The sequence below is a fragment of the Thiocapsa rosea genome (assembly GCF_003634315.1).
Taxonomy (GTDB): domain Bacteria; phylum Pseudomonadota; class Gammaproteobacteria; order Chromatiales; family Chromatiaceae; genus Thiocapsa; species Thiocapsa rosea.
The window spans coordinates 82,217-104,191 of sequence record NZ_RBXL01000002.1 but is presented as its reverse complement, the minus strand read 5'-3'; the positions used below and the strand labels follow the sequence as shown (position 1 = coordinate 104,191).

At 62.1% G+C, this 21,975-nt stretch carries 21 protein-coding genes and 1 pseudogene; 4 read left to right on the top strand and 18 right to left on the bottom strand.

Going from position 1 to position 21,975, the window contains the following annotated elements:
• The first annotated feature begins 21 nt into the window (after positions 1-21).
• A complete protein-coding gene (locus tag BDD21_RS26705) occupies positions 22-522 on the top strand; it encodes a hypothetical protein (protein ID WP_120800237.1) in 501 nt (166 codons plus the stop codon).
• Between the two features lie 159 nt (positions 523-681).
• Positions 682-1,443 (top strand): DUF6946 family protein, encoded by a 762-nt coding sequence (locus BDD21_RS26700; protein WP_425470287.1) that lies wholly within the window; start codon positions 682-684, stop codon positions 1,441-1,443.
• A gap of 219 nt (positions 1,444-1,662) precedes the next feature.
• Here BDD21_RS26700 and BDD21_RS29345 read toward each other — a convergent pair whose 3' ends face one another.
• The 12 genes and pseudogenes from BDD21_RS29345 to BDD21_RS29340 form a co-directional block, all read right to left on the bottom strand.
• Entirely contained in the window at positions 1,663-1,788 is a 126-nt protein-coding gene (locus tag BDD21_RS29345) for a hypothetical protein (RefSeq protein WP_425470286.1), read from the bottom strand.
• Between the two features lie 733 nt (positions 1,789-2,521).
• A complete protein-coding gene (locus tag BDD21_RS26690) occupies positions 2,522-2,923 on the bottom strand; it encodes a hypothetical protein (protein WP_120800235.1) in 402 nt (133 codons plus the stop codon).
• A 26-nt stretch (positions 2,924-2,949) separates the two neighbouring features.
• Positions 2,950-4,281 carry a replication initiation protein gene (locus BDD21_RS26685; RefSeq protein ID WP_120800234.1) on the bottom strand — a complete coding sequence of 444 codons (1,332 nt, stop codon included), beginning with the start codon at positions 4,279-4,281 and terminating at the stop codon, positions 2,950-2,952.
• A gap of 1,584 nt (positions 4,282-5,865) precedes the next feature.
• The gene (locus BDD21_RS26680) at positions 5,866-6,663 is read right to left on the bottom strand and encodes an SIR2 family NAD-dependent protein deacylase (protein WP_120800233.1); all 798 of its coding nucleotides are present in this window, start codon (positions 6,661-6,663) and stop codon (positions 5,866-5,868) included.
• A 449-nt stretch (positions 6,664-7,112) separates the two neighbouring features.
• Positions 7,113-7,430 carry a helix-turn-helix domain-containing protein gene (locus BDD21_RS26675; protein WP_120796378.1) on the bottom strand — a complete coding sequence of 106 codons (318 nt, stop codon included), beginning with the start codon at positions 7,428-7,430 and terminating at the stop codon, positions 7,113-7,115.
• Positions 7,411-7,797 (bottom strand): type II toxin-antitoxin system RelE/ParE family toxin, encoded by a 387-nt coding sequence (locus tag BDD21_RS26670; RefSeq protein ID WP_120800232.1) that lies wholly within the window; start codon positions 7,795-7,797, stop codon positions 7,411-7,413. The genes BDD21_RS26675 and BDD21_RS26670 overlap by 20 nt, the downstream gene beginning before the upstream one ends.
• An 823-nt stretch (positions 7,798-8,620) precedes the next feature.
• A pseudogene (locus BDD21_RS26665) lies at positions 8,621-9,709 on the bottom strand (IS91 family transposase); the annotation flags it as partial.
• Between the two features lie 4 nt (positions 9,710-9,713).
• Entirely contained in the window at positions 9,714-10,604 is an 891-nt protein-coding gene (locus BDD21_RS26660; RefSeq protein ID WP_120800230.1) for a tyrosine-type recombinase/integrase, read from the bottom strand.
• A gap of 201 nt (positions 10,605-10,805) precedes the next feature.
• Positions 10,806-12,980 carry an SF1B family DNA helicase RecD2 gene (gene recD2, locus BDD21_RS26655; protein WP_120800229.1) on the bottom strand — a complete coding sequence of 725 codons (2,175 nt, stop codon included), beginning with the start codon at positions 12,978-12,980 and terminating at the stop codon, positions 10,806-10,808.
• Positions 12,981-13,051: 71 nt separating this feature from the next.
• Positions 13,052-13,291 carry a ribbon-helix-helix protein, CopG family gene (locus BDD21_RS26650; protein ID WP_120800228.1) on the bottom strand — a complete coding sequence of 80 codons (240 nt, stop codon included), beginning with the start codon at positions 13,289-13,291 and terminating at the stop codon, positions 13,052-13,054.
• Positions 13,288-13,695 (bottom strand): PIN domain-containing protein, encoded by a 408-nt coding sequence (locus BDD21_RS26645; protein ID WP_245970035.1) that lies wholly within the window; start codon positions 13,693-13,695, stop codon positions 13,288-13,290. Before BDD21_RS26645 ends, BDD21_RS26650 begins: the two co-directional genes overlap by 4 nt.
• Positions 13,696-13,890: 195 nt before the next feature.
• Positions 13,891-14,163 (bottom strand): HNH endonuclease, encoded by a 273-nt coding sequence (locus tag BDD21_RS29340; protein ID WP_120800226.1) that lies wholly within the window; start codon positions 14,161-14,163, stop codon positions 13,891-13,893.
• Positions 14,164-14,703: 540 nt separating this feature from the next.
• Between BDD21_RS29340 and BDD21_RS26635 the strand changes: the two genes are divergently transcribed.
• Positions 14,704-15,111 carry a secondary thiamine-phosphate synthase enzyme YjbQ gene (locus BDD21_RS26635; RefSeq protein ID WP_120800225.1) on the top strand — a complete coding sequence of 136 codons (408 nt, stop codon included), beginning with the start codon at positions 14,704-14,706 and terminating at the stop codon, positions 15,109-15,111.
• A gap of 265 nt (positions 15,112-15,376) precedes the next feature.
• On the opposite strand, the gene BDD21_RS26630 is transcribed toward BDD21_RS26635, so the two are convergent.
• The 6 genes from BDD21_RS26630 to BDD21_RS28440 form a co-directional block, all read right to left on the bottom strand.
• Positions 15,377-15,595, bottom strand: coding sequence for a helix-turn-helix transcriptional regulator (locus tag BDD21_RS26630; RefSeq protein ID WP_120800224.1), 219 nt, complete (start codon positions 15,593-15,595; stop codon positions 15,377-15,379).
• Positions 15,596-16,153: 558 nt separating this feature from the next.
• On the bottom strand, positions 16,154-16,939 hold the full coding sequence (locus BDD21_RS26625; protein WP_147431249.1) for a hypothetical protein: 786 nt from the start codon (positions 16,937-16,939) through the stop codon (positions 16,154-16,156).
• A gap of 547 nt (positions 16,940-17,486) precedes the next feature.
• Positions 17,487-17,861 (bottom strand): helix-turn-helix domain-containing protein, encoded by a 375-nt coding sequence (locus tag BDD21_RS26620; RefSeq protein ID WP_120800222.1) that lies wholly within the window; start codon positions 17,859-17,861, stop codon positions 17,487-17,489.
• Between the two features lie 86 nt (positions 17,862-17,947).
• Positions 17,948-19,678, bottom strand: a complete 1,731-nt coding sequence (locus BDD21_RS26615) for an SNIPE associated domain-containing protein (protein WP_120800221.1) — start codon at positions 19,676-19,678, stop codon at positions 17,948-17,950.
• Positions 19,679-20,475: 797 nt separating this feature from the next.
• The gene (locus tag BDD21_RS28445; protein WP_211335240.1) at positions 20,476-20,823 is read right to left on the bottom strand and encodes a hypothetical protein; all 348 of its coding nucleotides are present in this window, start codon (positions 20,821-20,823) and stop codon (positions 20,476-20,478) included.
• A gap of 25 nt (positions 20,824-20,848) precedes the next feature.
• The gene (locus BDD21_RS28440) at positions 20,849-21,184 is read right to left on the bottom strand and encodes an ArsR/SmtB family transcription factor (RefSeq protein ID WP_211335239.1); all 336 of its coding nucleotides are present in this window, start codon (positions 21,182-21,184) and stop codon (positions 20,849-20,851) included.
• A 94-nt stretch (positions 21,185-21,278) separates the two neighbouring features.
• On the opposite strand from BDD21_RS28440, the gene BDD21_RS26600 reads away from it, so the two are divergent.
• Positions 21,279-21,950 (top strand): cysteine hydrolase family protein, encoded by a 672-nt coding sequence (locus BDD21_RS26600; protein WP_120800219.1) that lies wholly within the window; start codon positions 21,279-21,281, stop codon positions 21,948-21,950.
• Positions 21,951-21,975: the final 25 nt, after the last annotated feature.

Sequence of the window (21,975 nt, the reverse complement as noted above, 5' to 3'; positions counted from 1 at the left end):
CCGCCAACAGGAGAAATCGTTATGACTCCGACCAGACTGGTTCGATATACAGGCATCACCGTTCTCGGCCTGCTCGCCATCCTAGCCGGAAAGGCCGGCGCGGTCCTGCCGCCGGATGCCGTGGAGGGGCTCAAGGCGGATGCCCAAGCGGTCCTCGAAGTGAAGGTGTTGGAGGTGCAGACCGCTGCGGATCCGGCGGAGCGCTTCGACGTCGTCTATCGCATGGAGGTCATCTCCGTGCTGCGCGCGACCACGCGGGTGGAGCCGGGCGAGACCATCCGGGTGCGCTCTTACGGCGTGAGTCAGGCGCTCCTCGACCGTGGCTTTGTCGGCCCCAAGATTCCGGCCCTCCTGGAGCCGGGCTGGATCGGCACCGCCTACCTCGATCCCGACCCGCAAGCATCCGGCTCCGACGCCGTGCGCCAATTCACGATCGCCGCACACGGCGACAGCTTCGTGGAGATGCCGCCGGATCCACCTTCGCTGGAATACACCGTCATGCCGCCTGAAGGTGAGCAGTGAGTTGACGGTCGCTCCCGGGCTAGACCGAAACCCCGACGCGCATCGAACTTATACAAATTGAGAATCGGATTGCCGATTTGTATGGTTTCGACATGCTCCGGCACCTCAAACATCATCCCTTTAAGGTCCGGGCCTTCGTAGGCAACAAGGGCGAGCTCCATGTCCATCGCGAAAGCCGGTCAGCCCATTACATCGCTCGCAGACTGGGAGCAACACGCACCGCCGAAGTCACCCCGACACTGGGTCGATGGCCGGAGTGCTAAAGAGGTTGCGCGGGCGTGGCTCGAGGGCGGCGGAATCACCATGCCGCAAGAGGTTCGGGCGGTTCTGTCCGGCCACCCGCGTTTCGACGACGTGCTGTCGTGGGACGCAGAACCGGAAGCAAGGCTTCGCTTCGACGCCTTTCCCGGCGAACCTCGCAACAGTGATCTCCTCGTCATCGCCGATGATTCGTTCGGCCCTTTTCTGCTGGCGGTTGAAGCCAAGGCCGACGAGACCTACGGCGACACTCTCGCCGATGTGCTCGCCGCCGCTTTGGAGAAGCGCATCGAGAATCCGAGGTCCAACCGCATCGCCAGGATCGAAGGGTTGGCGACGCTGCTCCTGAAGCCACGGAGTGGCGGTCAGCCCAAGGCCGGGGATCTGCGATATCAGTTGTTCACGGCGTGTGCAGGCGCGCTGGCCGAGACACATCGACGTCGGGCTGGGCGAGCCGTCATGCTCGTGCACGAGTTCATCACGCCCGCCACAACCGACGTTAAACACGCGCGAAATGCATTCGATCTCCGGTCGTTCCTGTCTCGGCTGTCGGGTTGCACCGACATGCTTGTTCACGACAGGGGGCTTCAAGGCCCGTTTGTATTCTCCCGGTATCCCGGCGTTGAGTTGTTTGTGGGAAAGGTCTCGCGAAATCTCAGATGACCTTGAGATTGGCCCCCGATTCACGCTCGCGCTCCAAGGTATCGTCCGCAGGAATCAGACGGCGGCCGGGGGAATGACCGCGTGTTCAAGCCCGAAGGCAACGCTCGATGTACAACGCGGACCTCACGTCACGCATCACCCTGACAAGCCCGAACGCTCCAGCCCGGCCCGCCAGTCTTCCACGAACATCTCGATCGACTCGATGAAGTCCGGATCGTGCTAGGTCCGGTTGATGGTGCAATGCACCAGCACGCCCTCGGGCTCCGCCGTCACGGTCCAAGCCAGCACGTTGGGACAACTCGAGAGTGTGAAGCGCACACCGTCGCGGATCGGCTCGCGCCGCACCTCGAACTGGCCTCAAAGCATTTGCTTTATCCACATCCGGAACTGTAAAACGAATCACCTACAGAGCGACATCCGTCTATACACCTAAAATCAAGAACATTATCAAACTCTTCAAATAACACAACATTAACAACACACCAAGACACCCCTTTTGCTCGAAATATTGCGACTTGCCCCATCCCAATTTCAAAATCATATACCATCGGATCGTTTCCCGAAGATTTCATTCCAAGTGTCCCAACTCCTTGGGCAGTTTCCTGCATCACAAGCCGATGCCTTCCCGGCGGCAATTGAACAAACGTTCTAAAGTCGCTTCCGACATTGTGCCTAGCCAAATGCCTACCGTCGACGAGCCATTCCACAGCGTGCCGCGTTAACAACAGTGCTTGGGACATTGCCGCATGAGCCTGACCTTCATCATCCGTACTGTACTCTATCCTTAGGCCAGTGAGTTCATGATGTGTTTGTGTATCAGTAACATACGTATGCTGAAGCGTATTAGAGCTATAAGGTGCTGAACATCCTACTATCGAAATTCCCAGCACTATAGTGCAGAGATAGATTAGTTTTTCCATACTTGATCCTTAATTATTAACTAAGCTGCTAAACTGTATTTGAATCCTATCTCAGCGTCGAGTTGTTCGTGGGCAAGGTCGCGCGAAATCTCAGATGACCGGGGACGTCGGCGACGGACCCGAGCACCTGTTCAAGCCCGAACACAACGGCCGGTGCTCTACGCGGACCTCAAAGCGCCTAGCCTGGGCAACCCCAGCCGTTCTAGACCGATCCGCCAGTCATCGACGAACATCTTGATCGACTCGATGAAGACCGGATCGTATTCGGTCCGGTTGATGGTGCAATACACGAGAATGCCGTCGGGTTCCGCCGTCACTGTCCAGGCCAGTGCGTTTGGACAGCCGGGTAGGGTGAAGCGCACACCGTCGCGGATCAGCTCGCGCCTTACCTCGAATTGGCCCCACAGGCAGTAGATCTCGCCGGCATCGAGATCCTCGCGCCAGCTCAAGACCCGATCGATTGCTGCGCAGTGCTCCACTAGGCTCGGCCCGGTGATCCGATCGCGTAGGTGATCCGCGGACGCGACGAGGCGCGCAGTGGCAAAAACTCCATCGGAGATGCTCCTGTGTCGAGGTGGCGAGACGTTCAGCCCTGCGCCCTGGCGGCCACCACCTCGGCGATATCCATGAGGCTCGCGCGATAGGCGTCTAGATCCAGCTCTTCCGGGCTTTCCAGCAGCCGCTCGTGAAGCTCGGAGAAGAACTGTGCATCCACCATACGGCTCGCAAAACCGTCTTTCTTGAATTGCTTTTTGAGGATCGAGCTGGTGTGGTCCAGCCGTTCGACGAACGCGCTGCGATGCGCCTCCTGTTCCGCAGAGGACAGGACGGCGAAACGCTCGCGAACCCTGCGCTCGCGATAGCGGTTCCAGTCGGTCAGGAGTTCTTCGCGAGCCTTCTCGGCAGCCTCGCGCTCGCTCATTTCCGAGCGTTCCGGGAGCGCCGCGGATTTTACCTTCGGCCGGTAATCCTCCTCGATTGCCCGAATCAGATAGGCTGAGAGAACCTTGACCTTGCCGGCTTGATACTCACGCTCGACATGCGCGATGTTCTCGCGGATACGCGTCTCGTCGTAGGTCTCAACCAGCGCCTTCGCCTTGCGCTTGCCGACACCCCGAGTCACCAGCATCTGCTCCAGCGGATCATTCATCAGTTCCAGCTGGTTTAGCGGATCGTCGGAGGTTTCGACCGTTACCAGATCGGTTAGCGCAAGTTGCACGGCTTTGCGCTCGATCGTCAGGAGCAAGGCTGCCACGGCACGACCTTTCTTGACTCCGCTGTAGACCAGGGAGATATCCGAGTGCTTGTTGATCTCCTTCACGCATGGCTTGAGAACGTCGCTGTTCAGGTGCTTGTAGATGCCATCGAACTGGAGAACATGCCGCAGCGTGTCCAATGACACTTGGAACACATGCGTCTTGGGATTGCCGTTCCGGCACATTTCGTCGATTAAGAACTCGTAGAGCGCGAGCGAGTATTTACTCGAGAACCGAGTTTGCACCAGGAGCTGGATCTTGGCGAACAAGGTCGGATGCTCCACTTTCTCGACCAGAAGCGGATTCAAGACATAACGTAAGCGCCCACCATTCATTTCTGCGCCGGCGAGGAAAGTGCAGACCCCCCAGTCAGCCGTGCGATCCTTCTTGAGGGTGTTCCAGACGATCGGAGTGGTGGTCAGACGCTCCAGCGCATCCATGATCACTTCCGTGTTCTTGCTGCGCTCCAGACCGATGAGGGACATCAACAAATCAACGGACATGTAATTCGCAGGCTTGGCGGAACGCTGGTTCTGGGAGTGCCAAATGATCGCGTTGAAGACCTTGCGCTCGATCAACGATAGCCGGTTGCCCACATGAATCGTGGCCGTGGGCTTGAGCAGTTGTTCGTTTCTATGCTGTTGAGCAAGCTGGTGCATCATCCTGCGCCGTGGACCCTGCGTGACCGTAGGGTAGCCTATACGGTCGAGCCGTGTCAGATTTTTTCGACCGTTCGGGATCACCGAAAAGCCCCAAATCCTCGACCTTTCGTATGGCCCCAAATCCGTCCTCGACCGTTTCTTCCAACTCGATCCTCGCACGCATGGCGAGGGGGGTTCGAATCGGTACCTCGATGCCCGACCCAGATCAGCTTCCCCAAATTCTCGACCTTTCCCCAGATTCTCGACCGTTCGTCCCCAAATCCCCGACCTTTGCCCCAAAAGCTCGACCTTTCGGCTTAAGCTCAAACAGCATAAACCCCGTTATTACAGTATCTTAAAAGTCACCCCCAAATCTTCGACCGTTCGTCCCCAAATCTTCGACCTTTAAACCTTTTTGTGGACAGTCGGTTACATCCATTTCCCCAAATTCCCGACCGATAAACCCCAAATCATCGACCTTTCGCCATCAATTTAATAATACTTTCAGGTAGTTACGCAGCCCTTTAATTGTTGTTAAATCTTAATGTAAGAGAACAACAACAGCCCCCCAAATCCTCGACCTTTCGACGTACCTAGTGCACCAGTTTGAGTGGATCGATAAATGTTGTTGTTTTTTTTAGTAATAAGAGTTCACCGGGCCAACTTCGAGCTCACTGAATCGAGAGATCCCTTTTTCAGCGGGGACTGAAAGGAGCCAAACTCACTCAAACTTCCCCAAATCCTCGACCTTTCGCATCGAGCCGATCCGAAAGAGACCAAGGCTAGCTCCGACCTCGCCCGCCTGCAGCTGTCAGGGCGAGTTACCCAAAAATTCGACTTTTCGAACGGAAAGGATTTCAGAGAAATATTAAAAACGTTTTCTTACAAGCATCTATCGTTGACGAACGGTTCCCTAAATCCTCGACCTTTCGGACCGATCGCACGCTGGAAGTGATGATGCCAGCTCTTCATTTACGCCGGCTGAAAGGTGCCAAGTTCGGGCAGGACAAGAGCAAAGACTGCTGCCCCAAATCCTCAACCTTCGGCCGATCCGAAGGGCATCAGGACTAGTGTCGATGTCGACCGCCTGCAAAAAGCAGCATGAGTTGCACCGAAAATTCGACCTTTCAGATCGGGATGATGGTATTAATTAGATTTAAAATCAGTTACTTGAAGTAAAATAACCAGCCCCGATCAGAATTCCCCAAATCTTCGACCTTTCACGCAAGTTCAACCCGCAACGGTTGCCGATTCACAGGAGCAGAGGACTGCATCGGGAATCGCCCCAAATCTTCGACCTTTCGCATCTGTTCACCCAAAGCACTGGCGGACAACAGTCGCGAAAGGTAACCATTTCGGGCGGAGTGTTGCCGGTCGCTGTGTTTGCCCGGCTCGACGTCGTTTGGAAGGTGCCAAGTTTGGGCAGCGGCCGGCTACATCGCGTTTGGCCCCAAATCTTCGACCGTTCGGAAACATCCTCCCCTGGTCGCGACGCGCCCCGAGGATCTCGCTCCGCTTTGCCCCCGCCGAAAGGTGCCAGCTTCGGGCGGACGGGATAACCAACCTATTCCCCAAAAGCTCGACCTTTCGCAGGCGCGTCCGCGCTCAGACCACCTCCGGCCAGCCCTGCTGCACCAACTCGGGCAGGATCCGAGCGGCGGTTCCCCTGAGCCGAAACGTCGCGAGGTCGTCGAGATCCGTCCTGTCCGGATTGATCTGAACCACGGCAGTACCTCGGGCGAGAGCCGTCAAAGGCAGCTCGGCGGCCGGATAGACCAATGCGGAGGTCCCGACGACCAGCACCAGATCACAGGTGTTGGCGGCGGTCTCGGCGGCATTCCAAACGTCGCGGGGGAGGGCCTCGCCGAACCAGACGACCCCAGGGCGGATCGGTCCATTGCATTGTTCGCAGCGCGGCGGCGGGAGCGGGGCGCCTTCGAGCGCAACATCACACGGCGGGTCGGACGGGGACGGGGCATGTGGATACCCGCAATCCCGGCAGTAAGGACGATGCAGACTGCCGTGCAGCTCCAGCACATCCGGACTGCCGGCCCGCTGATGCAGACCGTCGACATTCTGGGTGACCAGGGTCAGGCGAGGTACTCGATCCGCCAGAGCAGCGATCGCCCAGTGTGCCGGGTTGGGTTCGCAGCGCAGCACCTGCGATCGGCGCCAGGCGTACCAGCCCCAGACCAGCGCGGGATCCGCGTCGAATGCATCCGACGTGGCCAACTGCGCCGGGTCGAAGCGATCCCACAGGCCGCTCAAGGCATCGCGGAAGGTGGGGATACCGCTTTCCTGCGAGACCCCGGCGCCGGTGAGCACCAGCAGATGGCGACAGGTGCGCAGACGCGCCATAAGCTCCGGCGGGAAAGGTTCGATCTCATGGGTTGTCGGTGGCATGACGATCTGATCCGCGGCTTGGTCTCGATGATCCGGGCTTGACCGGATTCCCCAAATCTTCGACCTTTCTTGATTGTCGATGCCGGGTGTAGTCTCGATGGTGCCTAATCCTGATACCGGAAAGGCACTCGCGGTTCAACGCGTGACAAGTCACGACTCGGACCCGCCGCTCGTTGCCTGGTCCCGAGTGCCCGCTCCGGACGCAATGCGGTCGCACGTGGACGGCCCTCTTTATGGCGTCGCGGCCGACTCCGGACGCTCAGCCGGCACCAGGGAGCGGCCGCAATGACCTATCCAGCGGACGCAGGTAGTCCGCGGCCGATCTTGACACTAGGCCCGCTGCTGTGGTCCTAATCGCCAAAATCCGGCCCCTGCCTGCCGTTCGTTTCTCCGAACTGAACAGCGAGGGATCACTGCCGCGAGCGTCCTTTCGACTCGGGGCCGAGTGTTCACGCGATGGCCTGAATCCCCTTCTTCTCGATGACGGTCAGGAGCCGAAGCGCTGGTCCGCCGGGACGCTTGACCCCTCGCTCCCAGTCCGAGACCAAGTTTTTGCTGACATTGAGGTAACGGGCAAAGACCGGCTGAGAAAGATGCTCGCGCTCGCGCAGGGCGCGGATGGCCTCGGGAGAGAGGGGTTCGACCGGCGTCAGGCAAACGTCATCGAACTCGCGCATGGTCTGCTTGCCGATGGCGCCCACCTCATGGAGGGCTTCCATGGTTTCGTGGATCGAGGCCATCGCGTCGCTACGATACTGTTTCGCCATCGTGTTTAACCTCCGAGAATTGCCCGTTCTGGATCAGCGCAGTGAGCTGCTCGTCCGTCAGTTCGAGGACGTGCCGTGCGGCCTTCTTGAACGCTGCTTCTTCCTCGTCGCTGATGTCGGCCTGCTGGTTCTTGGCGAATCCATAGACGAAAAAAGCACGATGCCTCCGGCGGTACAAGATCAGGGTCCGGTAGCCTCCAGAGCGACCTTGCCCGGGGCGCGCCACACGCTGTTTAATGACCCCGCTGCCGAGATCGGCATCGATTAGACCCTGCTCCGCTCGGAGGACGGCTTCGCGTAACATCCCGTCCGGGATCTTCTGCTTGCGCGCGAAGCGCTCGAACCAAGCATTCTTGAAGATCCTCACGTGCCCTTGTGCTCCGGCCCGATATCACACCGAGTGTTATATCATAAGGTCATACGAAATCGATACGCCACGTTCCAGGCGTTAACCAGCGCAACGCCAGGATGATTCGATGTGAATCTGGCCTGTTGTCAGTCGAATGCGGGTCGGTAGGGTCAGACGTTGTCAGCTCATGCGGGTCCGATCCGACAATACTTACAGGTCAGACGTCGGATCTCTGCAGGTCGTGAAAGCGAGGCGAATGGATCGCTGCCCCGACCAGAGCTGTCGTCGCCGAGAGTACCGAGCGTCCGGTTCCCCGTCCGTTCCAGACGTCGAAGCAGTCGGCGCTCGGCGGCATTAATAGGTCGACGGCCTATCCGGAGCGTTAGGGCTAGCGTCGGCAAAGCGCGTTGAAGAGTCACTCGGCTTGACTTGAGGTGCGACGGCTCCTGTTAAGGGTTATCAGATGCCTGCCGCCGCAGGATGACGGTGGAGGCTGGTACGGCATTGAAGCGGGCTAACGACTAAGACTCGGAGCGCGAGCGGCGGTAGGCGTCTGATAAGCCTCGAGGGAGGAAACCGCGGGAGGTTGGCTCCGGGCTATGGGGATTTGAGGGGCGCGGCCTCGGAGCGAGCGGTCCGGAAAGCGGATCGGGTCTGCGCGGGCGGGCTGGTCGAGTCTCCCCGGCGCGGGTCATGGCGCGAGCGTTGGCCATCGGCAGCTTGGCTGTCACCTTCGCTTTGTTCCTGATCGGGGCTTGAGGCACAGCCCGTCCGTGACCGGTGCCGAGCCGGCGCATCGGGCGCGGATGCAGCGCCGCCGTCGTGGGGTCGTGGGCGGGGCTCATGGCGAAGCACTGCGCGGTGAAGGGACGGCACGTGGGACTTGGCCTCGCATGAAGGTCTCGATGATACGCAGCGGGGCGCCACAACACGGACAGGGCCGGGCCGTGGTGGTGCTCGGATCCGACGACGCGGCCGGTTCCATCGCGACCGGGATGGCGAGGATCGGGTTGACCGGGGCGGTCAACAGCGCGCGGGCACGCTCCAAGTTCCGCACGCGTGCCGTATTGGCCAGCAGCCCGTAATGGCGAATGCGATGCAAGCCGCAGGGCAGGACGTGCAGCAGGAAGCGGCGCATGAACTCCTCCGGCGCAAGGGTCATGCGCTTGTGGCGGTGGCGCCCGCTGGTACGGTAGTCCTTCCAGGTAAAGGTAATGCCCTGCGCATCATCGGCGATCAGACGCGTGTTGGAGATCGCCACGCGGTGGGTATAGCGCGACAGATAGGCGAGCACCGCTTCGGGTCCGGCAAACGGTGCCTTGGCATAGACCACCCACTCCTGCCGGCGCAGCGGGGCCAGCCAGGCGGCGAAGGCCTCGGGCGCGGCCAGGTGCGCGTGCTCGCCGAAGAACGCCAAGTCTCCGGCCTGCTGTGCAGCACCGAGCTGTTCGAGGAAGCGCCGACGAAACAACCGCGAGAGCACGCGCACGGGCAGAAAGAATCCGGGGCGACAGGCCACCCAGCGTTCGCCGTCGGGCGAAAGACCACCCCCGGTGACGATACAGTGCACGTGCGGGTGATGCGTCATCGCCGAGCCCCAAGTATGGAGCACGGCGGTCAAGCCGATGCGGGCACCGAGGTGCTTGGGATCCGCGGCGATACTCAGCAACGTCTCGGCGGCGACCTGCATGAGCAGGCCGTAAACGACGCGCTTGTTGTCATAGGCGATGTCGGCAATCGGCGCCGGCAGGGTGAAGACCACATGGTAGTACTCCACGGGCAATAGATCGGCCTCGCGGGCGGCCAGCCACTGCTGCGCCGCCGCGCCTTGACACTTCGGGCAGTGACGGTTGCGGCAGGAGTTGTAGGCGATTTGGATGTGCCCGCAGGCGTCGCACTGCTCCACATGACCGCCGAGCAGCGGCGTGCGCGGGTCAGGCGGGCGCCGGGTTGCCCCCGCCCAAGCGCTCCAGCGGACCGGTGACCTCGCGCAAGGTGCGGGTCGCCACCTGGCTGTAGAGCGCGGTGTTCTCGAGCTTGCGGTGCCCGAGCAGGACCTGGATCACCCGGATGTCGACCTTCTGCTCCAGCAGATGCGTCGCGAAGCTGTGCCTGAGCGTGTGCAGAGAGACCCGCTTGGTGATCCCCGCCTCGTCGGCCGCGGCATGACAGGCCCGATTGAGCTGACGGGTCGACATCGGATCCACCGGGTTTTGCCCCGGGAACAGCCATCCGCCCGGCAGCATCCTGCCCCGAGCATGTCCTTCGCGCCACCATGCCCGCAATACCTCCAACAAGGTCGGGGAGAGCATCGCATAGCGATCCCGGTGCCCCTTGCCTTGCTCCACCCGGATGCTCATGCGCTCGCTGTCGATGTCGCCGACCTTCAGCGACACCACCTCCGAGGCACGCAGCCCTGCGCCATAGGCGACCGAGAGGGCCGCGCGGTACTTCAGCCCCGGCGCCGCCTCCAGCAACCGGGTGACCTCCTCGACGCTGAGAATCACCGGCAGCGTGCGTGGCTGGTGGACATGCGCCACCTTCGCCATCACCGCGACGCGATCGAGCGTGATGTCGAAGAAGAACCGCAGACCCGTCAAGGCGGCGTTGATCGAGATCGCCGAAACCCCCCGGTCGGCCAGGTGCAGCTGGTAGCGACGCACGTCCTCCGCCGTGGCGTTCGCCGGGGAGCGCTCGAGAAAGACGTTGAAGTCACGCACGGCTCGCAGATATCCGGCCTGCGTCTTCTCGCCGAGCTTGCGCATGCGCATGTCTTCGAGCATGCGCTGACGCAACGGGCTGATGGGATTCGGTGTGGCGGACATGGCGGTGCTCCTGTCTGGAGGTTGAGGTTGACTGCACCTCCAACCTCTAGACCGCAAGCCGCTGGTCCGCCGCCTTTTTGCTCCAAGATCCGATCCCCGCTCCCCTACCGCGCGAGCGGTTTAGTCCATTGGCCGGTACCGGCCAAGAGCACCGCCAAGATCCGCGTCCGGCCACGCTGTCGCTCACTCAACCGCCCAGCCTTATGCCACAACCCCCTCCCGCAACCGCTCCCCCAACCGCGTTACCCTCCGCTGCGACTCCCGCCGCTTGACCGCCATCCGCAGCGCCTTCGTCTCTGCGATTATCACCACCAACTTGCGCCCGCGCGTCACGGCCGTGTACAGCAGATTGCGCTCCAACAGTTGGTAGTGCTGCATCGCCAGCGGGATCACCACCACCGGATACTCCGAGCCCTGGGACTTGTGGATGCTGGCGGCATAGGCCAGCGCCAGTTCGTCGAGCTCCCCGAGAGCATACTCCACGGCCCGCCCATCGAAGGTCACGGTCACCGTGCTCTGCTCCGGATCGATGGTCGCGATCCGCCCGATGTCACCGTTGAAGACCTCCTTGTCGTAGTTGTTGACACGCTGCAGGACCTTGTCGCCGGGCGCGTAGGTCGTGCCGAACTTCTGCACCCGCGGCTCGGCACTGGGGTTGAGCAGGCGTTGCAGCTCCACATTGATCGCCTGCACGCCGAGTCCGCCGCGGTTCATCGGCGCCAGTACCTGGATGTCCTCGACCGGATCGAAGCCGAAGCCGCGTGGGATGCGCGTGGTCACGGTGGCGTAGAGCTTGGCGGCGATGTCCTCGGGGTTATCGGCTTCGATCAGGTAGAAATCGCTGGTCTCGCCTTTGGCCGGGGCCAGCGGGATCTCGCCTTGGTTGATGCGGTGTGCATTGACGATGATCCGGGAGCTGAGCGCTTGGCGGAAGATCTCGGTCAGCCGCACCGTCGGCACTGCCCCGGAGCCGATCAGATCGGCCAGCACCGCGCCGGGGCCGACCGAGGGCAACTGGTCGACGTCCCCGACGATCAGCAGACCCGCATCGTCCGGGACCGTACGCAGCAACTGGTTCATCAGCACGGTGTCCATCATCGACGCCTCGTCGATGACCAGGAGCTGCGTCTCCAGTGGATTCTCGGAATCGCGCTTGAAGCGAAAGGTGGCGGGATCGAACTCAAGCAACCGATGGACCGTTTTCGCCTCGATTCCGGTGGTCTCGGTCAGGCGCTTGGCGGCGCGCCCCGTCGGCGCGGCCAGTGCGACCGACAGGCGCTTGGCCTGCAGGATGCGCAGCAGGCTGTTGACCAAGGTGGTCTTGCCCACGCCGGGACCGCCAGTGATGATCGTCACCTTGTTCGCCAGCATGGTCGCGACTGCGTCGCGCTGGGAGGGCGCGAGGGTGAGCCCGGTTTGCGCCTCGACCCAGGGCAGGGCCTTGTCCGGATCGATCTGCCCCCAGGGTGGCGCCCCGCGCAGCAGACGCTGCATGTGTGACGCGCACCCAACCTCGGCCCGATACAAGGGCGTCAGGAAGAGAAGCTCCCGGTCGAGAATCAGATTTTCCTCGGCCTGCTCGCTCGCGATCGCTTCTTCGATGATCCCCGCCGGGATCGCCAACAGCTTGATTGCCATCGCCACCAGCTTCTCGGGCGGGGCCGCGCAATGTCCCTGCTCGGACCAGACCTGCAGGGCGTGGCGCACTCCCGCTTGCGCGCGTATCAGCGAATCGCGGGGGATGCCGAGGTTCTGCGCGATCGCATCGGCCGTCTTGAAGCCAATGCCCCAGATGTCGAGCGCCAGGCGATAGGGATTCTCGCGGACCTTCTCGACCGCGGCGTCCCCGTAGGTCTTGTAGATGCGCACCGCCCGCGAGGTGCCGACCCCGTGCGATTGCAGGAAGACCATGATCTCGCGGATGACCTTTTGCTCGGCCCATGCCGAGGACACCCGCTCGCGGCGCTTCGGTCCGATGCCCTCCAGCTCTTCGAGGCGCTCGGGCGTGGTCTCGATGACGTCGAACACCGCCTCGCCGAAGGCGCGCACCAGCTTGCGGGCGAAGTGCGGGCCGATGCCCTTGACCATGCCCGAGCCGAGATACTTCTCGATGCCTTCGAGCGTGGTCGGGGGGACCACACGGAGCTGGTCGGCACGAAACTGCAGCCCGTGCTCGCGATCGTTGACCCATGCGCCCTGGGCCTCGATGGACTCCCCGGCCGACACCGAAGCGGCGCTGCCGATCACCGTCATCAGATCGCGCTGACCCCTGACCTTGACCCGCAGGACACAGAAGCCGGATTGCTCGCTATGGAATGTCACGCGCTCGACGGCACCGGCGAGGCGTTCGTGAGGTGATGGTGAAGGAGATTGCATCGGGGATAGCGGTGCCTGTTGGAATACCGCCCTTATGGGTGAAACGCCCTGGATAGTGTCTTGCTCGAGCGCTAATCGAGAGGACGCGTCGCATCTGCTTCGGCGGCATCCAGACGATCGAGGATGGCTAAGGCGCGTGCCGGGTCACCCATCGCCGCCGACGCCCGAAAGTGGCTCTCGGTATCCCAGGCGGCCAATGCCTGAGCACTCAACTCCTCGATGAGCTTGTTGACGCTCAGGCCCCGGCTGCGCGCCAGGGCACGCAGGCGCTCGGCGGTATCGTCCGGAAGACGGATTGTCAGGGTGCTCATGCGAAGACCTCCAGGAATTCGGCTGGTGTGCAGATCCGAAGATGACCGAGGCGTAGCTCACCCAAACGCAGATCCCGGACGTTGTGGGTCACGATCGCCTCTGCGTGGCCTGCAATGGCGAGCTCGATCAGATGGTTATCGCCTTCGTCCGGAAGATTGGGCCGCCAGCCATAGTAGATGCGCACCCACCGCCCTTGGCGGGCAAGCGCGGCAAGGACCGTGGAGCGCTCCTCCGGAGTCGTTTGGGTGCCCCAGACCGGGCGATTCAGAAGTTCCTGATATTCCAGCCAGAGCGCGTTGCCGAACAGAGGTTGCAGACGGCCTTGCAGGGCGTGGCGCAGCACGAGACGCGATGCCCCATCAGCCGAGCGGAGACCGGCCACGAAGACGTTCGTATCCAGCACGACTGGAATCATAATGACAGCATATATGCAGTCACTGGTGATGACAAGTTGTGGAATGGTCGTATTGACTCGCGGGACCGGCTGCCGCCCACCGGCGGGCCACGCGCTTCGACCGGATTCCGCTGTGACGACTCAAACCAATGCTCGTTAGCCAACCGTGCCAGGGTCCGGGGCGACATCGGCCACGAGCTACCGTTAACCCAAAGCGCGATGGATCTCCCGTGGGTGCCATTTCCCGGCGCGCATTCGCTTGTTCACGAGCTGCCGGTAGGCGCCGGGGTCGGGGGCCTTCTTTCTGGAGTGGCGCTTTGAATTGCAGAAACGGCATGCGGCGACGATGTTTTGCCGCGAGGTACCTCCACCATCGCACCTTGCGAGCAAATGTTCGCCCGTACACTGCAGGCGGGTTGCGATATCCTTGTTGACGTCCAGTTGGGGTTTCAGCTCATCAGGACTAACCAACCACATCGGGGCGCCGCAGTAGTAGCACCGGGCACCTTGTGCTTGGAACGCAGCGAAACGAGATTTTCTGAGGGATGTCGGCATGACAGGCTCTTGTCTGTTAGAGCCCGCTTGCCTTAAAGGCTAAGGCGGGAACCGGTCGGCTCAACCGAACCAGCTATAAGCGCCGCCCTCGAAAAGGAACAGCGCGGGAATGTCGCGACGGAGCCAAAACGCTTCAAGAAATCAGGGTATTCGGATCCGGCGCTTGCTGTTATCTCATCACAGGCCAAGCTGCGAATCAAGGTGCCGCTCCGGCATCACCATGCGCGACGTTCTCGTGCATCCGTTTCAGTCCCCTCGGATCCCAATTTGTCCGTCAGTCGGACGGCTCGCGGTCAAGCTGGATCTCGATCTACAGAGCGGCGAGTTAGCTGCCGAGGTCGGCCGGCGAACGTCAATGATCACACACGCCGCGCAGGACGCGTACGCAAACGGCCCCGGCTTGCCCTACCACCGAAGCGGCGCGAAGCTGTCATCCGATCCTCGACCCGGAGACAGCCTTCCATGCGCGAGACCATCCCACTGACCACCCACCGCGACCAGGAGCTGGTCGACATCACCGCCGAAGTGCATGCCGTCGTCAAACGCAGCGGCATCCGCGACGGCATCGTTCACGTCTACGCCCAGGGCGCCACGGCCGCGATCATGATCCAGGAGAACTGGGACGAGAGCGTGCAGGAGGACGTGATCGACTTCCTCTCCAAGCAGATCCCGAAGGGGGTGTGGCGTCATGACGCCCAAGACGGCAACGGCGATGCGCACCTCAAGGCGGGCCTGGTCGGACCTTCCGAGACAGTCCCCTTGATCGACGGCGAACTCGGTCTGTCGCGTTGGCAGAACCTCTTCTTCTGCGAGTTTGACGGGCCGAGGACCGAGCGCAGGGTCGTCGTCACGGTCATCGCCGACCGGTAATCGGCGTCCGCCGGGCGCTCCCTGCTCCCGATTCCGGAGCACAACAGCCGGTTGCTACGCAGTTCCCACCGTCCAACCCTTCAGGTTGCGCGCAGCGTGCCGACCAAGCGCACTCGAACGAGCGTCAACGCCGGAAGAGGAGTCTTATGGTTCCGATGACTCGGCGAGCGTCGCCGCAAGCTCGGCGAGTCGGGCGCGACCCGCCTCGTTCATGCGGTCGTAGCATCGGATGATTTCGCCGAGCCGCTGATCGGGGGTATAGAAGTTAGGCCAGCGGTACGCCGAAAACCTCGGCGATCTTCAGGGCCGTCGCCTCCGATGGATCATGCTCGCCTGTCTCGTAGCGGCTGATCCGTGCCCGTGCACTGCTCTCCTCCAGACCGATCATGACGCCGACCTTTTCTTGGGAGAACTCGGACTGGTTGCGGAGTTGCCGCAGTCGCGGGCCGAAGATGGGGGAGGGCGGATTCGCATGCGCGGGCATCTGCTCATCGTGATTGATGGCCCTTTTGTGGTTGTCACGATTAACGTAACATCAGGTGTGCCGGGGCATTCGCGCGCCAGGCGGAACTCCTTGATGCTCCGATGACGTCTCAGAATTGTTCCGGGCCTCGGTCGCCGCTCCCCCTGGTCCCCTCCCCTCGGGACGAGCGTTAGCGAGTCAATGAGATGCGCGTAGCCGAAGGCTAGCGCTCCTTCCGTCTAGATTAAGAACCGGATGATGAGTGCCGTCACCTAAAGGGCCTATCGGCCGTCACGTAAACGTCATCCTACGGTCATACGGACCACCACCAGCCCTACGCCCGTCACTTCTTCCGAATACCCCGACACTTAACTTCGGCGACTCGCCGAGTCACGCGCTCGGACGGATTCCTAGGCCCGGCAGGCAGGCAAACAAGGCCCCAATCGGCGTTTACGGGTCGAAAGCAGGGAGATCAATGCTCGTGATGGTCTGGCGAGGACGATCGTGAGGATCTCAGGACAAGCGGGAGCGTCGCCGGGGATGCCGACGGGAGGAAGCGTTGGTGACCTTGGTGGTGGCCTAAGAGGTGTCGCAGCGTATCGGGAACGAAACGGAATCATCCTCGATGTCGGGCTGGGATAGACGGTTCGAGGTATCGGTGCGCTCTACCGGTCGGGATGAGTCGGTGTCCAGCATCGCGCGCATGGCGTCGATGTGTTTGCTGTGCGGGAAGGTGCCACTGGAGATGATGAAAGGGGATTCGGACGAGAAATCGGGGATCTGGGCAGCGGCCGGTTCACACGCCGGGCCGCGGCCCACGACCCTGTCGAGCAAGGCGCGCGCTCCGATCTTCAGGCGGGCGGCAGCGGTGCGGTTCGGCGCCTCGCCCCGGTTCTGACCGCGCTTCTGGCTGATCCGTCGCCGGTCATGCTCCAGCCGCGCCTCGAGGCCGAACAACCCGAAGAGAGCGTTGGGAACGACACGGATCGCAGCGCGCCCGATATAGCTGCCGTCCTCCTGGAGTTCGCAACGCGGGTGGATCGTCAGGAGTCCGCCGCAGACGATATCGCGCATTGCACGCTCGGCACGGCGCAGGTTCAGCCCAGCGCGCTCGGCAAGGGTGTCCATGCGGATCGGCAGCAGGGTGCCGTCCTGTTGCGGCACGCTCAGACAGAGCGAAGGAAGGTCGCAGTAGTGAGCGATCGCACCGAGTAGAGCGCAGCAGGCTTCCCGTCGCTCGGAGCGCATCTGGCGTGGTTTGTGGTCGCCGTCCGGATCGGCGGACTGCTTACGGCCGAACAGAGCGTTTGCCAAGCTCGGGATCTTCTGCGGATCGTCGTAGAAATCGCGTATGCGTTCGACCAACTTGCGGATGATCGGCGGACGCGATTTATGGTCGGGTGGTGCAGCAAACCAGCGTGGGGTGGTTGGATCGTGACCGCATCGGTTCCCTGTCGACTGTGCTTGGGCCATATCTGTTTAGGACGGTCCATGTCTCGACAGAGGATGTGATCCAGACCAATGGGGTTTGGTCAGTTCTTATTCGTACAGCGGGGACAGCAGCCGGCCGTTGCCTCAACGATCCGTACACGAAAGCACCATGACATTCGTTGAACATAAGACCGGCAGGTAGGAACCTAACCGAAGTTCCACGTTGCAGGCAAATACATTTTCGACGGTGCCATCGAGTCTTTCGGACACGGTTTGAATATTTCGAGTCAATGATAATTGTGGTTTGGTTCGTCGCTTGCTCGCAATTTTCTGTCGCAACGTGGTTTTTGATGCGGTTCGGAGGCGTGTGCCCCGTTGGTATCAAACAGACTCTTTCGATTACGGATCACTTCCGCTAAGGGTCGTGGATGCACCTAACGTCGAGCTCACTCGGAAATCGGCATCACGCCTTGGACGCGGTTTAGGCCGCTTGTGCCTGTCGACCATCAGAGCGTTCAGCTTCCGCCTCGGCGGTTGCGACGATCATTGCCTGTCCGCTCTTGTCGCTCGCGCGGAAGCGGGCCAGTAGATTGTGCTCTGCGACCGTCAACGGATCGCGATCCACCAGACATAGCAGATAGGCGGGCGAGACATCGCCGAGTGCGTGTGCGAGGATCACCGCCTCCTCGAGCCCCATGCGCCGGATACCCTGCTCGTAGTTGCTGATCCGGGACTTGGCTATTTTGTCTAGCGTCAGCACGGATAGCTGCGACAGGCTCAACCCCAGCCGGTGGCGTTCGACACGCAGCCGCAAACCGATTGCGGCACTCAATTCTTCCTTCTCAAGCATAGGCATCCCCTTGTCGTGGTTGGCGACATTTCAGATTAACGCAGAGACTGAGCCTCTATAAAACATATTGTGTTCGTTCTGTCCGGCAACCTCTAGGCGTTCGCGAGTGTCCTGTCTTCGCTCTCGCTCTTGTCGTACACGGTAGAAAGGTCGTATTCGGATTGGCGATGCGTCCACTCGCGTGCCTTCTCGGGGTCCTCGGCAAGCTGCTTGGCGAGCGCGAGGCTCTCGCGATATTCGGCGGCAGCGGCGGCCATGGTCCAGGATGCCTGAATCCCCCTGCCTTCGAGCTGTCGTCGGATTGCCGCGAGCGGAACCTGGAAGAACTCCTTGCGCGGATTGACCTTGTTCACCTGCTCGCGCATGAAGTCGCGGTGCAGGGCTGATTCGAGCGCCGGAGCATCCTCGCTCCAGATCAGCGCGTGGACGTCGAACCCGAAAGGGACACTGGCATCGCCGAGCTCGCGCACGCGATCGAGCGGTTCGAGCCGGCGTGTCATGCCGACCTTGAAGACATCCTCGCCGAAAGAGCCGATGTTCGAGATCACGTAGACGTGACCGGCCTTGGTCTGCTGGGCCATCGACAGCGCACGTTGGTTGCGCGCCTCGGCCTCCTCCAGCCGCGCATGCAGCTCGGCCAACCGTGCGTCGAAGGCCGCACGCTGCGCCTCGCTGGCTTGCTCGGCTTCGGCCTGGACTTTGGCCAATGCTTTCTGGAGTGATTCCTCCTCGCGTGCGCTTTCCTTCAGGGCGCGCTCGATCTCGCGTTGGGCCTTTTGCTCCTCGCGGATCTGCTCGCGAATGCGGCGCTGCTCGGCTTTATCCTCCTGGCGCTTGACCTCGATGGCGGTCGCCGACGTCAGCTCATCGAGCCGGGCCTGCAGATACTCCCGCGTGATTCGTGCGTCCCGGAATGCCTTGCCGTTCTGATTCACGAGTGCAAAGGCATCGCGGATCTCCTGCTCGAGGACACCGTAGTTGGTGGTCTTGACCCTGGACAGGATGGTGTCGACCTTGCCGTTGAAGGCATCGACGACGAATCGCTCCGCGGTATCGCGGCGCTTGGCCTCGACATACTCGCAGGTCGCCGCGCGCTGCTCCTCGACCATCAGGCTGGTCCGCTCGCGGGCGGCCTTGAGCTGCCGGCCGCTGTCGTCGAAGCCGTAGGTCTCGGCCAGCTCGTCGAGCAGCCCGAAGGTTGGCTTGAGATAGCGATCGCCGTAGCCGTCGATGACGTTGCGCATTGCCTCGGCAACCTCCCCGAGCCGGTCGGCTTCCTGAAGTGCCCGGTAGGCGTCGCCGGCGATCTCCTCGGCGCGCCGATCGGCGGATGCGATGATGCGCTCGGCTTGGGCGCTGGCGTCGGCCAGCACGGAGTCGGCCCGCTCGCGCCGGGTCTTCGCATCGAGATTAGCGTCTTTGCGCACGGCCGCGGCCTTCTGCCGTGCGGCTTCGAGCACCCAGGCGGCATCACGCTCGGCTTTGGTCGTGATCTCCCGTGCGGCACGTTCCGCCTCGTCGATGATCTCTTGCGTCTTGCGCTGCGTGCCCTCGTACAACGCCTTCGATGCACTTCGCAGCTGATCGGCAGTGGCCGCGGCATCGCGGATGTCGCGAAAGCGCGCCAGCGATGCGATCTCGGCGTGCTGCTCGGCGATGGTGCGGTCGGTGCGTTCTTTGAGGCGATCGCCGAAGAGCTTCAGCCGATCACGTTCGCGCACGACCCTGGCCAGGACCAGGGACAGAACAATGACGGCGATCACGGCGGCGACCGAAACGGTCCCAAGGATCACGACCGTCGCGGGGTCGGAGGAGGTCGGCATGCGTGCATCCTTTCGTTCGGCTCGATTGGCCGTGCGGTCTCAGTGTGGTCCGCAGCTTTCCCCGACCGACGGGATCGCCATGATCTCCAGGAGCAGGATCGGGTGATTGCGCAGCGTCGCGGTGATGGCGGTGTAGAGACGTCATCGTCGGCGGGCTCCTTGCCGCCGTCGCTCCAGGCACCGAACCAAGCGGTGGCGAACCCGATCAGCCAGGCGAGCTGGAACCCGAAGTGTCCGAGCGGGGGCAGAAGGCGGGGGTCGAGCGGAGCGCTGAAGGCGAGGGCGCCGAGGGCGAACCAGTCCTCGGCGTCGTGTTCGGGGGAATGCGTCGCGTCGAGGGGCCAGGTGTGCGAGGGTCGGCGGCAGGCATCCATGTGCGAGTGTCCATATCCGTTTCGTTGACGGACGGAGTCTAAACCGCTTTTTTGGTTTTTTGAAGCGGATGACTTTCCGATGGCCTCACGGCGGCGAACACACCGGCGCACGCCCCGCGGCACGGGCTTGCCGATGGATCTCGACGGCCTGGTCCAGGCCCTCGGCAAACTCATCCATGCGATTGTCGTGGGAGGGGTGGAGCGCGCGCGAGCAGGCCATCGGAACCGGGAGAGCCAACGTTCGATACGCAGCGCTTTGTCAGGCTGGGTGCGCTCGGTCAAGCGCCGAGTCAGCGGATGTCATCCAGGTCTCGACACCCGCGACCCGGCGTCCGGACTCGCCTGCGGTCAGACGGGCTTCGGCACGAGCGAGGGGAACCGAGGACACGCCGGCACCGATCGTCCGGCGTGTAGAAGGCTCGGTTAGCCGATCACCTTCAACGGGCCATGATCATCGCAGTGATCCCCGTGTGGGTGATGGAGGTGGCCTTCGACCAGATAGTCGACATGATCCCCGTGCGGCACCGCCTCGTGCCCGCAGCCGGGTCCATGCACGTGACCGGCGTCATGACCACCGCAGTGATGCGCAGGCGTGCATTGATCGGGATTGACCGCAGTCACCGGAATGACGTGCTCGTCGATATGGTCTCCATGCGGATGATGGAGATGCCCGTCGTGCAGGTAATCGACGTGGCCGTCGTGCTCGATCGCCGTGTGCCCGCAACCGGGGCCATGTTCATGATCGTGATCGGGGTGTTTCCGGCAGCTCATCGAAGTCGTCCTCCTGAAGGGGTTGTTACGGCGTCGCAAATCGCTCCGCCGCGTGTTCCAGTGCATTGTTGAGCAGTCTCGCTACATGCTCGTCGGCGAGCCGGTAGTAGATGTGTCGGGCCTCGCGGCGCCTGTGCAGCAGTCGGGCGCGATGCAGAGCCTGTAGCCGCGCAGAGACGGTGCTGAGTTTGTCCTGCTCGCCGACCAACTCGCCTACGCAACGCTCGCCGCCCTGAAGCATGGCCAGAAGGCGGAGACGCTCCGGATCACCCATGGCCCGAAACAACTCGGCCGCATGGCCCAGAAGCGTGGTTGCCGGGATGTCGGGGATCTCGGCTGATGGGTGTTCGCAGAGCGGCATCGATTACTCTTATATTCCATGTAATACTGGAATGTAGACCATCTCTCTAAAATCCACCAGTGTTCCCGACTATCCCGTCACCCGGAGAACCCCGATGCGCTGGAAGACCGCCTACCGCTCCTTCTACTACGCGCAGGCGCCCGAGCCCGCGGACCTGGTGCTGGATCCCGCCGAGACGGCGCTGCTGTGCATCGACGTGCAGAACCTCTACCTGGAGATCCCGGCGGACCCGGACGAGGCCGCACGCTGGTTCCCCTTCCATCGGCGCATGCGCGAGATCGTCATCCCGACCACCCGCGCCCTGCAGGACGCCTTCCGCGCGAAGGGCATGGACGTGATCCACGCGCGCATTGCCTGCCTCCTCGAGGACGGGCGGGACCGCTCGCTCAGCCAGAAGAAGCCGGGCTGGAATGCGCTGCTCTTGCCCAAGGACAGCACGGCGAGTCAACTGGTGCCCGAGCTGGCACCGCACCCCGGCGAGATCGTCGTCACCAAGACCACCGACAGTGCCTTGACCGGGACCAACCTGCGTCTGATCCTCGCGAACCTGGGTATCCGCAACGTCGTGCTGACCGGGATCTTCACCGATCAATGCGTTTCCTCCACGGTGCGCAGTCTCGCCGACGAGAGCTTCAACGTCATCGTGGTCGAGGACGGCTGCGCGGCCGGCACCGACGCGCTGCACCGGCGCGAGCTGGAGATCATCAACATGATCTACTGTCAGGTGCTCGGCAGCGTGGAGCTGCGGGACATCATGGGGCTTTGAGGGGCACGCGGCCATGCGCTCGCGC

Bases quoted from the DNA above. Each gene is read 5' to 3' on its own strand.
- BDD21_RS26705 (WP_120800237.1), top strand. From the start codon at position 22: ATGACTCCGACCAGACTGGTTCGATATACAGGCATCACCGTTCTCGGC.
- BDD21_RS26700 (WP_425470287.1), top strand. From the start codon at position 682: ATGTCCATCGCGAAAGCCGGTCAGCCCATTACATCGCTCGCAGACTGG.
- BDD21_RS26685 (WP_120800234.1), bottom strand. From the start codon at position 4,281: ATGATGCACCAGCTTGCTCAACAGCATAGAAACGAACAACTGCTCAAG.
- BDD21_RS26680 (WP_120800233.1), bottom strand. From the start codon at position 6,663: ATGCCACCGACAACCCATGAGATCGAACCTTTCCCGCCGGAGCTTATG.
- BDD21_RS26675 (WP_120796378.1), bottom strand. From the start codon at position 7,430: ATGGCGAAACAGTATCGTAGCGACGCGATGGCCTCGATCCACGAAACC.
- BDD21_RS26660 (WP_120800230.1), bottom strand. From the start codon at position 10,604: ATGTCCGCCACACCGAATCCCATCAGCCCGTTGCGTCAGCGCATGCTC.
- recD2 (WP_120800229.1), bottom strand. From the start codon at position 12,980: ATGCAATCTCCTTCACCATCACCTCACGAACGCCTCGCCGGTGCCGTC.
- BDD21_RS26650 (WP_120800228.1), bottom strand. From the start codon at position 13,291: ATGAGCACCCTGACAATCCGTCTTCCGGACGATACCGCCGAGCGCCTG.
- BDD21_RS29340 (WP_120800226.1), bottom strand. From the start codon at position 14,163: ATGTGGTTGGTTAGTCCTGATGAGCTGAAACCCCAACTGGACGTCAAC.
- BDD21_RS26635 (WP_120800225.1), top strand. From the start codon at position 14,704: ATGCGCGAGACCATCCCACTGACCACCCACCGCGACCAGGAGCTGGTC.
- BDD21_RS26630 (WP_120800224.1), bottom strand. From the start codon at position 15,595: ATGCCCGCGCATGCGAATCCGCCCTCCCCCATCTTCGGCCCGCGACTG.
- BDD21_RS26620 (WP_120800222.1), bottom strand. From the start codon at position 17,861: ATGCCTATGCTTGAGAAGGAAGAATTGAGTGCCGCAATCGGTTTGCGG.
- BDD21_RS26615 (WP_120800221.1), bottom strand. From the start codon at position 19,678: ATGCCGACCTCCTCCGACCCCGCGACGGTCGTGATCCTTGGGACCGTT.
- BDD21_RS28445 (WP_211335240.1), bottom strand. From the start codon at position 20,823: ATGAGCTGCCGGAAACACCCCGATCACGATCATGAACATGGCCCCGGT.
- BDD21_RS28440 (WP_211335239.1), bottom strand. From the start codon at position 21,184: ATGCCGCTCTGCGAACACCCATCAGCCGAGATCCCCGACATCCCGGCA.
- BDD21_RS26600 (WP_120800219.1), top strand. From the start codon at position 21,279: ATGCGCTGGAAGACCGCCTACCGCTCCTTCTACTACGCGCAGGCGCCC.